Genomic DNA, 14,325 nt, shown 5'->3' on the forward strand with positions numbered 1-14,325 from the left:
TCTAGATAGATCGTCGTCCCCGGACCCCATACACGAGTCGTCATGTCGCTTTGCATTCCCCACCCCGATATTCCCCGCCTGGTCGAGGACGTCGCTCTGGCCGACCGGGACCTGCATGCCTGGGCCTGCCTGGCCCCCGCTGCCGCTGCCGCGCGGCACGGACCGCTGGCCGGCCTGGTTTTCGGCGTGAAGGATGTACTGGATGTGGCGGGCCTCCCGACACGTTGCGGCTCTCCGGCAACGGACGAACGGCGCGCCACGGCCGACGCCGACTGCGTCGCCATTCTGCGCGCGGCTGGGGCACTCCCTTTGGGCAAGACCGTCACCGCCGAATTCGCCCACGTCGCCCCCGGCCCCACCCGCAACCCCCACCATCCCTCGCACACGCCAGGCGGATCGTCCAGCGGATCGGCCGCGGCCGTGGCCGCCGGCATGGTCGACTTCGCGCTAAGTACACAAACGGGAGGCTCGATCATCCGGCCCGCCGCCTTCTGCGGCGTGGTGGGCGTCAAGCCCAGCTACGGCGCCGTGTCGCGCGGCGGCATGCGCGTCATGTGCCCCAGCCTGGATACCATAGGCTGGCACGCTCGCGACCTGGATGTGGCGGCGCGCCTGGCCGACGTCATGCTGCCGCGTCACGCATGCGATGCGATCGGCCGGCCGCGCCTGTGCCTTCTTCCCACGCAACCCGGATACCGGCTCGATCGGTCCGGCGTCGACGCCCTTGCATCCGCCGCCGACGTCCTGACCGCCGCCGGCTATGCCGTAGCCGAAATCCAGGCCATGCCGCATGCCCTGGATCTCTTGGATATCCACCGCACCGTCGTGCACTACGAACTGGCGCGGGCGTTAACCGTCCTGGTTCCGGATGCCGATCCCGTTCAGGATGCACGCCTCAGCCCACGCCTGCGCGAGGCCGCGCGACGCGGCCTCGCCATCGGACGCGAAGACTACGAAGACGCACTGGAACGCCTGCACGCCGCGCGCCAGCGCGCCTGGGAGCTCGACTTCGGCGACACCGATCTGATCCTCACGACGGGTGCCCTTGGCCCCGCCCCAAAAGGCTTGTCGCACACCGGCGAATCAGGCTTCAACAAAGCGTGGTCCGTACTGGGATTGCCCTGCCTGTATCTGCCGACCACCCACGACGATCGCGGCTTGCCCCTGGGCGTCATGCTGGTAGCGCGCCGGGGATCCGACCACGCGCTGCTGCGCTGGGCTCGCGACATCCATCGCCTCGTCGACCGGCGCGCCGCCGCGCCGTCCCGTTCACTTCTTAACGGAGTCCTTCATGAACCGACTGTTTCGCGTGCTTAAACCGGCCGCCCTGCTTTGCGGCCTGCTGGCCATATTGCCCACCGCCCAAGCGGACTATCCCGACCGCCCCATCACCATTACCGTCCCCACCGCGCCGGGCGGCACGGTAGACATCGTCGCGCGCATCCTGGCCGCCCAACTCGGTGACGAGCTCAAGCAATCGGTCATCGTCAGCAACAAGGCCGGCGCCGGCGGCGTCGTCGGCACCCAGGCCGCCAAACGCGAACGGCCCGACGGCTATAACCTTCTCTTCACTGCCAACAGCAATCAACTCATTGTTCCCTGGATCTACGCCAAGCCGGGTTTCGATCCGCTACGCGACTTCGTCCCGATCGCGGCCGTGGGCGTGGTGCCCAATGTGCTGCTCGTCAATCCGACATTCCCGGCGCGCAACCTTCAAGAGTTCATTGCCGAGGTCAAGGCGCATCCCGGCCAATACCGGTACGCCTCGGCCGGCACCGGCACCCTGAATCACCTTTTGGGCGCGATGCTGAACGAGAAAGGCGGCCTTGAACTGGAGCACGTCCCGTATCGCGGTGTCGCCCCCGCGATGACCGACGTGCTGGGCAACCAGGTGCCCATGCTCTTTGCCAGCCTGCCGTCGGCGCTGGAAGCGATCAAGGCAGGCCAACTGCGTGCCATCGGCGTAAGCAGCGCCAGCCGCGTCCCCCTGCTGCCCGACGTGCCGGCCATCGCTGAAGCCGTGCCAGGCTTCAGCGGCGACCTCTGGGTAGCCTTCTATGCGCCGGCCGGCACGCCCAAGGATGTGGTCGCGAAGCTGTACCAGGGCATCAAGACTGCGCTGGCATCGCCCGCGGTACAGCAGCGATTCCAACAACTGGGCGTCACCGAGCTGCACGACGGCCCCGATGGACTCGCCCGCCGCCAGGCATCGGAACTGGAACAATGGCGCGATATCGTCAAGGCGTCGGGCGCCAGGGCGGATTGAAGCCGCCGTTATGAGTCAAATAGCGCCTGCGATCAAGGAAAAAAGCACGGAGTTCAGTCCGCATGCGGACACCTGCATACGCCTTGGTTCTTCGCAAAACCATGACCGCGACGACCGGACAGCGATCGTTCATGCGGGGAGAAACAGGCCTTCTTCTATGCACAGTGCCATTTGCTCCTCAATCGCGCCGCGGAACGCTTTCGCGGCCAGGCTGACGGGCCGTCCCCTGGAGACGGCGAGCATGCGCGTAACGGAAAAGCTTCGGATGGGCACCGCGACCAGGCCCTGCCAGATCGCCGATGTCCGCGAGACGGAACTCGGCATCACCACCACCCCGACCCCGGCGCGGGCCAGCTGCGCCGCGCCCTCTCCACCATCCATCTGGATCACGGGCTGCACCGCGCCGTGAAGCGCCTCCAGGCTGTTGCGCAATCCCAGCGAAATGATGATCGGCAGCTTTCCCAGCTCTCTGGCGTGCACGCTGGAGCGAGCGGCCAGTTTGCTGCCTGGCTGACAGAACACGGCGATTTCCTGCTTCATCAGCGGCGTGAAACGGATGTGTTCCTGGTTGCCCGGGTCCGAGACGATGGCCATGTCTATCGTGCCTGCGGAAAGACGGTGCAACGCATCCTCGGTGGGGCTCTCGGTCAGCTCAAGCCGGACCTGGGGAAACCGCTTGCGGAAATCCAGCGCGGTCCGCCCGTATAAGGCCTGTCCGACCGTCGGAGCCGCCGACATGCGCACCGTGCCGCGCACATCGCGATTGGATCCGCGCATCCCGCGGTTGAAGTCCGAAACGTCCTGGGTAGCGCTCTGCAATTCACGCATGATGAATCTGGCCCGCTCCAGAAACATGAGGCCGCTGTCGGTCAGCTCCACGCCGGCGACGCTGCGGTCGAACAGCGGGCCGCCCATGCCCTCCTCCAGCAAGCGTATCTGGCGGCTGACGGCCGACTGGGCCACGTGCAGCACCGCAGCGGCCGCGCTGATGCTGCCCTTCTCCGCCACCGCAAGGAAATACCGTACCGGCCGCAGATCCATCCGCCCCTCCTCGCTTCCTGGCCATATAAATTATGGATGGATAGTATCTGAAAACTATTATTTTTAGTTGGCTCCGCACGGCTCAGAATTTATCCAGCCAAACCAAGAAAAGGGAGACAATCATGGCCACCCACCATGCGGCGCTGCGCGCCATTCACTTCCACTGGGCGCGCCTGAAGGCACGATTTCCGAAGGCGGTTCATGCCCTCGGTGCCATAACGTTCGCTGCGCTGCTGCCGTACAACGCCTCGCATGCCGAGTACCCGGACAAGCCGGTACGCGTCGTCGTTCCCTTTGCAGCGGGCGCGGGCGCCGACATCGCCTCCCGCTTCATGGCCGACAAGCTCAGTGCGATGTGGGGCAAAGGCGTGGTAGTCGAGAACCAGGTCGGCGCCAACAGCATCATCGGCGCGCAGCAGGTGGCGCGCGCACCCGCCGACGGGTACACGCTGCTCGTCCCCAACGACACGACCCTGGCGGCGAATCCGTGGCTCTATGCCAAGCTTCCTTATTCCCCTCTGAAAGACTTTGCGCCCATCGCGCTGATCGGGGAGACCCCCTTCGTGCTGGTGGCTTCGCCGCGGTTTCCGGCGCGCTCCGTCAAGGAACTGATCGATATGGCCCGAGCCGATCCCGGTGCGATCAACTTCGGCTCCAGCGGCGTCGCCAGCGCACAGCATCTGCCGATGGAGATGCTGATGCACAGCGCGAATATCAAGTTGACGCACGTTCCGTACAAGAGTGCGTCGGATGCGGCGGTAGGCGTCGTAAGCGACCAGGTACAAGTGATGTTCGCCGGCGTGTCGGCGGTGCTGCCGTTCCTGCAGTCCGGCCGGCTGGTCGCTCTGGCAGTCGGCTCGGCCGAGCGGCTCGCCGTACTGCCTCAAGTACCCACGATCGCCGAATCAGGTTTCCCCGACTTTCGTTATGGGGCATGGCTGGGCTTTGTGGCGCCCGCCGGCACGCCCGCGGCCATCGTCGACAAGATCAACGCCGACATCGATAGCGTACTGCGTCAGCCAAAGGCACGCGAACGACTCGTCGCACTGGGCTTCCTGCCGGCCAGGCCGGCCACGCCGGAGGCGTTTCGCAAGCACATCGCGGACGAGACGGTGCGCTACGGCAAGCTGATCCAAAGCGCCGGCATCGAACCATCACGCTAAGGCAACCCCACAGGGATCCGAACCCAACCATGCGCATCATCGCCCTTCACGAAGCCGCATTTCCGGTGCAAAGCACCATGCGCAATGCGGTATTCTCCTTCGCGGAGATGACCACTTCCATCGTCGCCGCCAAGCTGGACCCCGGTGCCGGCAAGACCCCAGTGACGGGTTACGCCTTCAACTCCACCGGCCGCTATGCCTGCGGACAACCCATGCGGGACCGCTTTTTCCCGCGCCTGCTGCGCGCCAAGCCCGAATCGCTGCTTGACGCGGCCGGTGTGCTGGACCCGGCAAAGGCCGTGGCAGCCATGCTGGTCGGCGAGAAACCGGGCGGCCACGCCGAACGATCCATCGCCATCGGGACCATCGAGACAGCACTGTGGGACGCCGTCGGCAAGGCGCAGGATTTGCCCACTGCCGAAGTTCTGGCCCGCCGCTACCGCGGCGGCTCGATGCATCGAAAGGTCTCGGTATACGTAGGCGGTGGGTGGTACCGTCCGGGCGGCGTGCCGCGGGACGTCGCCGACGAGATCCGCTCGCACCAGGACAGCGGCTACACGCACGTCAAGATCAAGGTGGGCGGCGCATCGCTGGACGAAGACTTGCGGCGCATCGAATGCGCCCTCGGCGTGCTGCCCGACAGCGGGCACCTGGCGGTCGATGCCAACTGCAAGTTCGAGCGTGACGCGGCATTGGCCTATGCCGCCGCGCTGGCCCCGTACCGGCTGCGCTGGTTCGAGGAGCCGTGCGATCCCAACGACTTCTCGTTGATGGCGGAACTCGCCTCCGTCTACGCGCCGCCGCTGTCGGCCGGCGAGAACCTTTACGGCATGCAGGACGTGGTGAACCTTGTCCGCCTGGGCGGCTGGCGACGCGGGCGGGACCTGATCCAGGTCGATCCTCCGCAGTCCTACGGCATGGACGCCTACGCCGCCATGGTGCTCGATCTCGAAGCGCGGGGCTGGGAGCCGTCCAGCCATTTCCCGCACGGCGGGAACCAGATGTCGCTGGCGCTGGCAGCCGGCCTGGGCCTGGGCGGCTGCGAGGCCTATCCCGGCGTGTTCGGCTCCTTCGGCGGCTTCGCGGACAGCACCGTGGTGGAAGGCGGCTATGTACAGCCACCGCAGTTGCCCGGCATCGGCTTCGAGGGCCACAGTGCCTTGTACACCTTGATGCGCACGGTCGGCGCGGACTGACGGCCCGCCGCCGCCTTCCCATCCGCGCCCGGACCGCGCCACGCCTCCCGATTCTCCCAGCACCTCCGAGACATGCCCATGAACTTCGTCACTTTCCGTACCGCTTCCGACCTCACGCCCCGCCTGGGTGCCGTCGTCAACGAATCCGTCGTCACCCTGCCGGGCGACATGATCAGCCTCTGCGCCAAGGGCGCCTCCGGCTTCGGCGCCGCCGCGGAGATGGCCGCCGCGGCACCCGCCGCGGATCGCCACCCCCTGACGGCCGTCGAACTGCTTCCCGTGGTGCCGCGCCCGGGCAAGGTCATTTGCCTGGGGCTCAACTATGCCGACCACGCCGCCGAAGGTGGCAACAGCAAGCCGGAATACCCGAGCCTCTTCATGCGAGGCCCATCGTCCCTCACCGCCCACGGCGCCCCTCTCAGGCGTCCGCGCGCTTCGACCCGGCTCGACTTCGAGGCCGAGCTGGCCGTGGTCATCGGCACGACCTGCCGCCATTTGACTCCCGCCAACGCCTTGCAAGCCGTGGCAGGCTATTCCTGCTTCAATGACGGCACGCTGCGGGACTATCAACGCAAGACCGCGCAATGGACCATCGGCAAGAACTTTGACGAAACAGGTTCCTTCGGTCCCTGGCTGGTGCCCGCCTCGACACTGCCCGCGGGTGCCGCCGGCCTGAAGATCGAATCCCGCCTGAACGGGACGGTCATGCAAAGCAGCAACACGGCACACATGCTTTTCCCTGTGGAGGAAACGCTGTGCCTTATCACCGAGGCCATCACCCTGGAACCCGGCGATGTGATCATCATGGGGACACCGGCCGGAGTCGGCTACGCGCGCACGCCCCCGGTATGGATGAAAGCCGGCGACACCATCGAGGTCGAAATCGAAGGAATAGGCATCCTGTCGAACCGGATCGAAGACGAAGCCTGAGCTTCGCTACACGGGCCTTCGACGTCCGCGCGCTCACACGCGTGCGCACCGGAAAAGCGCGGCGCCGCTCGGCGCCGCAACCACCGGACCGTCAACCGGCGTCCTGCTCGGAAGACCCGGGCTGCGCGCACGCCAAGGCCGACAGCGCGAGCAGGACTGCCGGCACGCTGTAGATCCAGACGGGCGAAACCAATGGCAGCACCACGCCGGCCAGCAACGGGCCCGTACCCGCCCCGATGTCGCGCCATACCGCGCGCGATGCCAGCGCCTGTACTCGCCCCGGCCCAGGCGTCCGCATGGCCACGATAGGCGGCAAAAGCGGCAGTTGCAGCGCCCGCAGCACCACGATGGCGGCCGCGCAGCTCCAGATCCACCCAACGCCGAACCCCACGAGAACGATGGCGGTCAGCACCGACAGCCAGACCAGCAGCCGCACCGGGCCGAACCGTTCAGCCAGACGCCCGCCCACGGGGCTTAACACGATCTCGCCGAGATAGCGCAACGCCAATACCACCCCGGCCACGATCACCGAACCGGCCGGCATAAGGTCCTTACCCAGGTAGGACAGGCCGATGATGAAGAGGCCATCGAGCGTAAAGCCTTCCAGAAAGGACCAGGTATCCAGGCTGCCGGGCAGGCGCAGCCGGCGACTCTGCTGCGGCATGGAATGCGGCTGGCTGGGCAGCCGATGCGCCACGACCACGCCCAGAAAGGCCACCAGTGCCAGAACGAAGAAGATTGCGCGCGGCCCCCAGAGTTCCGCCATCCATGCGCCCACCGGCAGCGCCACCACAGGCCCCATCGCGATGACCGCGCGCGAACGGCCGTTGCGCCGCGCCACACCGACCGCATCCGCGGTCGCCATGGCCTGGGTGGACAGGTTCAGGGCAGCGAACGACAACCCCCACAGAAGACGCAGCGGCACCAGGGCCCAGAACCCCGTAAGCATCGCATAGCCCAGCGCGCTCAGCGTAGCGGCGGCTGCCGCCAGCATGCAGGTCGGCCGATCGCCATGCCGTGCATAAAAACGCGCCACCCACCCGTAGCCGGCGATACGCACGAGACGGTTCGCCGCCAGCAGAACGCCGGCTTCGGCGAGCGACACGCCGAACTGCGCGGCGTATATCGGCAATATCAGGTACAGCACCGTATCGCCAGGCAGCGTCAACGCCAGCGTGGCAGCAGCGTTCCGCGAATGCGCGTCAGTCGGGGAGATGCGGTCTATCATATATAGACATCTAGACGTATATTCCAAAGTCGACATCATGCCTTATATTTCAGTTTTGTGGCAACTGGTGTTCGCCGCGCGGGGAGGCCGGCGCCTGGACGGTGGCCTGCGCTCCACGGTGACCGCATTGCCGGACGTATCGACAACACCCGGCCATGAAAACCGGCGATGACGTCCCATCGCCGCGCGGACTCAGAGCATTCCGGCAACGCCCCCCACGCCCATCCGGGTTCGCCATACCAGGGATTACCCGCGGCGCTGCGTCCCGGCACGGCCGGGACGCTCAGCCCTCATTCAATTAAATCGAAAAACACTTTCGACGCAGCGGCATTCCCCTGGCTGCCCTCGCACCGCACAATCGCCTGGAGCCTCGTCGGCCGCGCGCCGATAGAGACAGCCAAGAACAGATGCCCACCGCTGCGCGGACAGGCACAGGAGACACCATGGCGACATTTCCACGCATGGCCCATGCGCTGGCCATCCTCTCATTGATGGGCGGTATCGCGCATGCGGACGAAACCACGGGCCTGACCAAGGACACCATCAAGCTGGGCATCTTCGGCCCCATGACGGGTCCCGCCGCCGTGTTCGGCAAGGGCGTGTTCGGGGTCGAGTCGGTCTACAAGTCGGTCAACGACGCCGGCGGCATCCACGGCCGCAAGATCGAGCTCGTACGCGAGGACACGGCCTGCGATCCGACTCGCGGCCTCGCCGCCTTCAAGAAACTGGCTTCGCAGGATCAGGTGTTCGCGCTGGACGCCGGCCTGTGCAGCAATGTGGTCATGGCGGCCAAGGGCGATATCGAGAAGTCGGGCATCCCGTTCATGGGCCTGGGCGCCGCCACGCCCGGCATCGCCACGCCGCTGGCCGCCAATATGTTTCAGCCCGTGGCGACCACCGACGAGGTGGGCCGCTCCATGATCGACTTCGCCATGTCCAAGGCGGGCACCACGAAGATCGCCATCATCAGCCATACGGACGACTGGGGTAAATCCAATCGCGACCCGGCCGTTGCCTACCTGAAGTCCAGATATGGCCTGGCCCCGGTGCTGGACCTCACCATGGAGCGCGGCTCCTCGGATGCCACGCCGCAGATACTCAAGCTGCGCGGCGCGGGCGCCGACTTCGTGTTGGCCCTGATGTACCCGGCGGAGACCGCCATCTTCATGCGCGACGCCTACAAATACGGTTTGAAGGTACCCGTGCTGGCGCCGCAGTCGATCTCGCTGGAGGACACCCGCAACCGGGTAGGCAACCCGGCGGCCGTGGCCAATCTGGCGGTCTATTACCCCTATGCCCATCCCACCGACGCCCCGGAAATGCGCAAGTGGAGCGACCTTATCCACAAGTACTACCCCGGCGAGCGCATCGAGGCCTTCAGCTTCCTGGGCATGAGCGGGGCGCTGGCCATGGTGCAGGCCCTAAAGGATGCCGGCCCCGACCTTACCCGCTCGAAGCTTATCGCCGCGCTCGACAACATCAGGAACTTCGATTCCGGCATCTCGGCCACCCCGATCACCTTCACGCCCGCGGACCACGCGGGCGTCAAAGGCGGCGCTTTCCTCGTCTACGACAAGAGCGGCGAGACCGTGGTCGTGAAGCGCTGGGACGATACGCAAAAATAAGACCATGCTGTTGCAACTGACCTTAAGCGGCGTCGCCCAGGGCAGCATCTACGCCCTCCTGGCCCTGGGCATGACGGTAGTTTTCCGCGCTACAGGCGTCATCAATTTCGCGCACGGCGAGTTCTTCATGCTGGGCGCCTTCGTGGTCTACGTGCTGATCCAGTACGCCGGCGCGCCCTTCGCCGTGGCTGCGCCGCTGGCGGTGGCGCTCATGTTCATCGTCGGCCGCGGCGTGCAACGCCTGGCCATACAGCCCATAGCCCTGTCTCCGCACATCATCCTCGCGATGATGACCGTGGCATTGTCCTATCTCTTTCGCGGTATCGCGCGCCTGTTCTGGGGCCGTGAAGTCCTGCCCATGCCGCCGGTCTTCTCGTTCCCACCTATCGAGGTTGGCGACCTCATCATCACGGTACAAGACCTGCTGATGGCCGGCATGACGCTGGCACTGGTGCTGGTGTTCTTCCTCTTTTTCAAGTTCTCGCGCGCCGGCCGCATCGCCCAGGCCGCCTCGGCCAGTCCCCGCGGCGCCGCGCTGGTGGGCATAGACGTCGATGCCTTCAGCGGCAATATGTGGGGGCTCGCAGCGGCATTGGGCGGCATCACGGGCATCTTGGTCGCGCCCATCACGCTGTTGTACCCCGACATGGGCGGCCAGACGCTGATCCGGGCCTTCGCCGCCATGACGCTAGGCGGCTTCGGCAACCTGGGCGGTGCCGTGGTGGGCGGCCTGCTGCTGGGCGTCATGGAACAGTGGGCGGGCGGTTACCTGTCCACGGCCCTGATCGACATCTTTTCCTATCTCGTCATTGTCGTCGTGCTGATCCTGCGCCCCCAGGGCCTGTTCGGCAGGCCCGACCCGACCCGCGTCTAGCTTCGGAGACCCGCGTGCCGAAACGCCTGGCATTCCTCGCTCTCGCCGCCGTCCTGCTGGCCCTGCCGCTGGCCACCAACGACTACGTCCAATACGTCTGCAACCTGATCCTGGTCTATGGCCTGGCCGCCATCGGCTTCAACCTGGTGCTGGGCTACCTGGGACAGCTCGCTTTCGCCAACATGGCCTTCTTCGGTATCGGTGCCTACGCCCTGGGTATCCTCATGGAGCAGGCCGGCCTGTCCTTCTGGGCCGCCATACTGCCGGCCGGGCTGGCCGGGGCCATCGCGGGCCTGGTAGTGGGATTGCCGGCACTACGCCTGCGCGGCTACTACCTCGCCATCGTGACCTTGGCCTTCGGCGAGCTGATGCGCTGGGGCTATATCCACATGGAGGCTTATACGCACGGCTCCAGCGGCCTGGGCGTCCCCGTGGCGACGGTCGGCACGGTGGCCCTGGAAACGCAGGCGCAGCGCTACTACCCCCTCCTTGTCATCGTCGCATTGGTGGTGTGGGGCGTGCGCAACCTGCTGCAATCGCGCATCGGACGTGCATGGGTCGCCATCCGCGAAAACGAACTCGCCGCCGCGTCCCTGGGCTACTGGCCCCCGTGCTACAAGGTCGCGGCCTTCGTCACCAGCGGGTTCGTCACCGGCACCGCCGGCGCGCTCTTCGCGCTGATGATAGGCCGCATCGCTCCCGACAGCTTCAGCCTGAATCAGCTGCTGCTGCAGTTCGCCGTGGTGATGATAGGCGGGATGGGCAGCATCTGGGGCGCCTTGCTGGGTGCGGTGCTGCTCACGGCCGCGCCCGAGCTGCTGCGCAATCTTCCGGGCGCCGAGGAAATCATCTTCAGCCTGCTGCTGATGGCCGTGCTGCGCTACATGCCGCGCGGCCTGGCAGGCGTGCTGGTCGCGCGCGCGCCGGTGCTGCGCGAACGCCTGTACCGGAGCTGACCTCATGGCCTTGCTCGAACTCGATCGCGTCAGTGTTTCCTTCGCCGGGCTCCATGCCCTGACCGAAGTGTCCTTCGGCCTTGAGGCCGGCGAGATCCGCGCCGTCATCGGCCCGAACGGCGCCGGCAAATCCACCTTGTTCAACGCCATCACCGGCTACATCCCAGCCCGCACCGGCGCCGTACGCTACGCCGGCCGCAATGTCGTCGGCATGGCGCCGCACCGCATCTCGGCCCTGGGCATGCGGCGCACGTTCCAGAATGGCGGCGCGTTCGCGTCGATGACCGTTCTGGAGAACGTGCTTGCCGGCCTGAACCAGCAGACCGCCAGTTCCGCCGTCGGCCTGCTCCTGGGACTGCCCAAGGCGCGTGCCGCCGAACGGCAGGCGCTCGCGCGCGCCCATGAACTACTGGGCCTGATGGGCATCGCCACGCTGACCGACCGCAAGACCGCGGACCTGTCCTCCGGCCAGCAGCGCATCGTCGAGATCACGCGTGCCCTGGCCGCGCGGGCCGGCCTGCTGCTGCTGGACGAACCCGCCGTAGGACTGTCCACCAGCGAACGCGATCATCTGATGCAAGTGCTGCGCAGCCTGGCCGCTGACGGCATCGCCATTTTGCTGGTCGAGCACACCATCGACCTGGTCATGTCCGTGTCGGACCGCATCGCCGTCCTCAATTACGGCCAACTCATCGCCGACGGCAAGCCCGCGGAGATCCGCTCGCATCCGGCCGTACTGGAGGCATATCTTGGCAAGCACTGAGTTGCTGTCTATCCGCGACGTCGCCTACCGCTATGGCGGGGCCGCGGCGCTGCGCGGCGTCTCGCTGGAGATCCGTCCCGGCGAAGTGGTGGCCCTGCTGGGCGCCAACGGCGCCGGCAAAAGCACACTCATTAACGTCGTCAGCGGCTTTCTCAAGCCCGCCGCCGGCACCGTCCACGTGGAAGGCAAGCCCATCGGCGGCCTGCCTCCGCACCAGGTTTTCCGCCATGGCGTGGTGCAAGTGTCGCAGGGCCGGGATCTGTTCCCCGCCATGAGCGTGCGGGACAACCTGGAGCTGGGCGCGGTGTCTCGCAAGGGCGACATCGCGGCCGACCTGACGCACGTTTACGACATCTTCCCCCGGCTGCGCGAGCGCCTGGCGCAGAAGGTGGCAACGCTCTCCGGCGGCGAACAGCAGATGGTAGCCATCGGCCGCGCGTTGATGAGCCGTCCTCGCGTGCTGCTGCTGGACGAGCCGTCCGCCGGCCTGGCCCCGCGCTTCGTCGACGAGATCGGCCACATCATGGGCAGGCTCAAGGCCGGCGGGACCACCATGCTGATCGTGGAGCAAAACCTCGCGCTGGCGCTGGGACATGCCGACCGCTACTACATCCTGCGCGACGGCGCACTTGCCGCCGCCGGCATGCCGGCGGATCTCGGCGCGGACTATGCCGCCGTAGCGCGCGAATACTACCTATAGAGAACAACGGGTGGAGTGACCATGGAGACCAGGATGCAAACTTTCGATGTGGCGGTCATAGGCGGCGGCAACGCCGCGATGTGCGCGGCCCTGTCCGCCCACGAAGCGGGCGCCAGTGTCGTCGTCATCGAGCGCGCGCCCAAGGAGAACCGGGGCGGCAGCTCGGCCTACACGGGGGGTGCCTTCCGTATCGCCTACAAGGGGAACGACGACCTCAAGACGCTGATGCCGGACCTCAGCGAGGACGAACTTGCCCACAGCGACTTCGGCAGCTACACGGAAGACCAGTTCTATGAAGAGGCGGTCGCGATGAGCGGCTACCGCGCCGACGCCGACGTGCTGGACACGGTGGTCAGCCAGAGCTTTCCCACCATGATGTGGATGCGCGGCCACGGCGTACGCTTCATGCCCATCTACGGCCGCCAGTCCTTCAAGGTCGATGGCAAGAACAAGTTCTGGGGGGGGCTGACCGTCGAGGTGTCCGGCGGCGGGCTGGGGCTGATGCAGTCACTGTACGCCCACGCCGAGAAGCTGGGGCTGGACCTGCGCTATGGCGCCCGCGCCTGCGGTCTGGAACGTACCGGCGATACCTGGACCATCGCGCTGGAGCAGGATGGCCAAGGCGGCAAGGTACAGGCACGGACGGTGGTGCTGGCGACCGGCGGCTTTCACGCCAACGTACGCTGGCGCGCCCAGTACCTGGGCCCGAACTGGGATCTGGCGAAGGTGCGGGGCTCGCGCTACAACACGGGCGACGGCATCGAGATGGCCGTCGGTGCCGGAGCCATCGCGCACGGCAACTGGACCGGCTGCCACGCCGTTTTCTACGACCTGAATGCGCCAGCGTTCGGGGACATCAACCTGCTCAACCAGCAGAAGAACTATTTCAATCTGGGCATTGTCGTCAATGCCGATGGCCGGCGCTTCGTCGACGAGGGACTGGATTTTCGCAATTACACCTATTCCGGCATGGGTGCGCGCGTGCTGGCGCAGCCCGGAGCCGTGGCGTGGCAGGTCTTTGACGCCAAGACGGTGGGCCTGCTGCCCGACGAATACCGCGTCAAGCACGCTACCCGCCTGCAAGCCGATACGCTGGAGGAGCTGGCCGCCCAAATGGAGGGCATCAATCAGCGCGGCTTCCTGCAGACGGTGCGCGAGTTCAATGAGGCCGTTGACCGCGACATCCCCTTCAACCCGGCCGTCAAGGACGGCCGCGGCACGCGCGGCCTGGCCGTGCCGAAATCGAACTGGGCCCATGCGCTAGACACCGGTCCCTACGTGGCCTACGCCGTGACCTGCGGCATCACCTGCACGTATGCAGGCGTCAAGGTGAATCCCAACGGCCAGGTGCTCGATGGCGAAGACCGGCCGCTGCCGGGGCTGTACGCTGCCGGCGAAATGGTCGGCGGGCTCTATTACGTCAAGTACGCCGGCGGCATAGGCCTGACCGCCGGGTCAGTGCTGGGGCGCATTTCCGGGGCCCATGCCGCAACCCTGGGCCGCGCGGCCTGACTCGCCCTGCGGGCGCGGATATGCCAGCAAGGCCTACACCTGCGACATACAAGTAGAACGGACACGTACGA

General features: G+C 66.3%; 13 protein-coding genes. 11 read left to right on the forward strand and 2 right to left on the reverse strand.

Going from position 1 to position 14,325, the window contains the following annotated elements; genetic code table 11:
- Positions 1 to 42 precede the first annotated feature (42 nt).
- Positions 43 to 1,317: an amidase gene (locus ACO1P8_RS05210; protein ID WP_486294843.1), complete on the forward strand. Its 1,275-nt coding sequence runs from the start codon at positions 43 to 45 to the stop codon at positions 1,315 to 1,317.
- A complete protein-coding gene (locus ACO1P8_RS05215; protein WP_486294844.1) occupies positions 1,292 to 2,266 on the forward strand; it encodes a Bug family tripartite tricarboxylate transporter substrate binding protein in 975 nt (324 codons plus the stop codon). The genes ACO1P8_RS05210 and ACO1P8_RS05215 overlap by 26 nt, the downstream gene beginning before the upstream one ends.
- Positions 2,267 to 2,395: 129 nt before the next feature.
- Here the strand turns inward: ACO1P8_RS05215 and ACO1P8_RS05220 are convergent, their stop codons facing one another.
- Positions 2,396 to 3,307, reverse strand: a complete 912-nt coding sequence (locus ACO1P8_RS05220; RefSeq protein WP_486294845.1) for a LysR family transcriptional regulator — start codon at positions 3,305 to 3,307, stop codon at positions 2,396 to 2,398.
- A gap of 122 nt (positions 3,308 to 3,429) precedes the next feature.
- Here ACO1P8_RS05220 and ACO1P8_RS05225 point away from each other — a divergent pair, with 122 nt between their 5' ends.
- The 3 genes from ACO1P8_RS05225 (at position 3,430) to ACO1P8_RS05235 (ending at position 6,596) form a co-directional block, all read left to right on the forward strand.
- A complete protein-coding gene (locus tag ACO1P8_RS05225; protein WP_486294846.1) occupies positions 3,430 to 4,470 on the forward strand; it encodes a Bug family tripartite tricarboxylate transporter substrate binding protein in 1,041 nt (346 codons plus the stop codon).
- Positions 4,471 to 4,499: 29 nt separating this feature from the next.
- Positions 4,500 to 5,666, forward strand: a complete 1,167-nt coding sequence (locus tag ACO1P8_RS05230; RefSeq protein WP_486294847.1) for an enolase C-terminal domain-like protein — start codon at positions 4,500 to 4,502, stop codon at positions 5,664 to 5,666.
- Positions 5,667 to 5,744: 78 nt separating this feature from the next.
- Positions 5,745 to 6,596 (forward strand): fumarylacetoacetate hydrolase family protein, encoded by an 852-nt coding sequence (locus ACO1P8_RS05235; RefSeq protein ID WP_486294848.1) that lies wholly within the window; start codon positions 5,745 to 5,747, stop codon positions 6,594 to 6,596.
- A gap of 91 nt (positions 6,597 to 6,687) precedes the next feature.
- On the opposite strand, the gene ACO1P8_RS05240 is transcribed toward ACO1P8_RS05235, so the two are convergent.
- Positions 6,688 to 7,824, reverse strand: coding sequence for an MFS transporter (locus ACO1P8_RS05240; RefSeq protein ID WP_486294849.1), 1,137 nt, complete (start codon positions 7,822 to 7,824; stop codon positions 6,688 to 6,690).
- Between the two features lie 443 nt (positions 7,825 to 8,267).
- On the opposite strand from ACO1P8_RS05240, the gene ACO1P8_RS05245 reads away from it, so the two are divergent.
- From ACO1P8_RS05245 to tcuA, 6 genes are read left to right on the forward strand one after another with little or no spacing between them, the layout of a single operon-like run.
- Positions 8,268 to 9,449 (forward strand): ABC transporter substrate-binding protein, encoded by a 1,182-nt coding sequence (locus ACO1P8_RS05245; RefSeq protein ID WP_486294850.1) that lies wholly within the window; start codon positions 8,268 to 8,270, stop codon positions 9,447 to 9,449.
- A gap of 4 nt (positions 9,450 to 9,453) precedes the next feature.
- On the forward strand, positions 9,454 to 10,323 hold the full coding sequence (locus ACO1P8_RS05250) for a branched-chain amino acid ABC transporter permease (protein WP_486294851.1): 870 nt from the start codon (positions 9,454 to 9,456) through the stop codon (positions 10,321 to 10,323).
- A gap of 14 nt (positions 10,324 to 10,337) precedes the next feature.
- Complete coding sequence (locus ACO1P8_RS05255) at positions 10,338 to 11,279, forward strand: branched-chain amino acid ABC transporter permease (RefSeq protein ID WP_486294852.1); 942 nt, start codon at positions 10,338 to 10,340, stop codon at positions 11,277 to 11,279.
- A gap of 4 nt (positions 11,280 to 11,283) precedes the next feature.
- Positions 11,284 to 12,042 (forward strand): ABC transporter ATP-binding protein, encoded by a 759-nt coding sequence (locus ACO1P8_RS05260; RefSeq protein WP_486294853.1) that lies wholly within the window; start codon positions 11,284 to 11,286, stop codon positions 12,040 to 12,042.
- Positions 12,029 to 12,742, forward strand: coding sequence for an ABC transporter ATP-binding protein (locus ACO1P8_RS05265; RefSeq protein ID WP_486294854.1), 714 nt, complete (start codon positions 12,029 to 12,031; stop codon positions 12,740 to 12,742). The genes ACO1P8_RS05260 and ACO1P8_RS05265 overlap by 14 nt, the downstream gene beginning before the upstream one ends.
- Positions 12,743 to 12,775: 33 nt before the next feature.
- A complete protein-coding gene (gene tcuA, locus ACO1P8_RS05270; RefSeq protein ID WP_486294855.1) occupies positions 12,776 to 14,254 on the forward strand; it encodes an FAD-dependent tricarballylate dehydrogenase TcuA in 1,479 nt (492 codons plus the stop codon).
- The last annotated feature ends 71 nt before the right edge of the window (positions 14,255 to 14,325 follow it).

The sequence above is a fragment of the Bordetella sp. genome (genome assembly GCF_057362025.1).

Coding starts and splice junctions, on each gene's coding strand:
- ACO1P8_RS05210 (WP_486294843.1), top strand. CDS start 43: ATGTCGCTTTGCATTCCCCACCCCGATATTCCCCGCCTGGTCGAGGAC.
- ACO1P8_RS05215 (WP_486294844.1), top strand. CDS start 1,292: ATGAACCGACTGTTTCGCGTGCTTAAACCGGCCGCCCTGCTTTGCGGC.
- ACO1P8_RS05220 (WP_486294845.1), bottom strand. CDS start 3,307: ATGGATCTGCGGCCGGTACGGTATTTCCTTGCGGTGGCGGAGAAGGGC.
- ACO1P8_RS05225 (WP_486294846.1), top strand. CDS start 3,430: ATGGCCACCCACCATGCGGCGCTGCGCGCCATTCACTTCCACTGGGCG.
- ACO1P8_RS05230 (WP_486294847.1), top strand. CDS start 4,500: ATGCGCATCATCGCCCTTCACGAAGCCGCATTTCCGGTGCAAAGCACC.
- ACO1P8_RS05235 (WP_486294848.1), top strand. CDS start 5,745: ATGAACTTCGTCACTTTCCGTACCGCTTCCGACCTCACGCCCCGCCTG.
- ACO1P8_RS05240 (WP_486294849.1), bottom strand. CDS start 7,824: ATGATAGACCGCATCTCCCCGACTGACGCGCATTCGCGGAACGCTGCT.
- ACO1P8_RS05245 (WP_486294850.1), top strand. CDS start 8,268: ATGGCGACATTTCCACGCATGGCCCATGCGCTGGCCATCCTCTCATTG.
- ACO1P8_RS05250 (WP_486294851.1), top strand. CDS start 9,454: ATGCTGTTGCAACTGACCTTAAGCGGCGTCGCCCAGGGCAGCATCTAC.
- ACO1P8_RS05260 (WP_486294853.1), top strand. CDS start 11,284: ATGGCCTTGCTCGAACTCGATCGCGTCAGTGTTTCCTTCGCCGGGCTC.
- tcuA (WP_486294855.1), top strand. CDS start 12,776: ATGCAAACTTTCGATGTGGCGGTCATAGGCGGCGGCAACGCCGCGATG.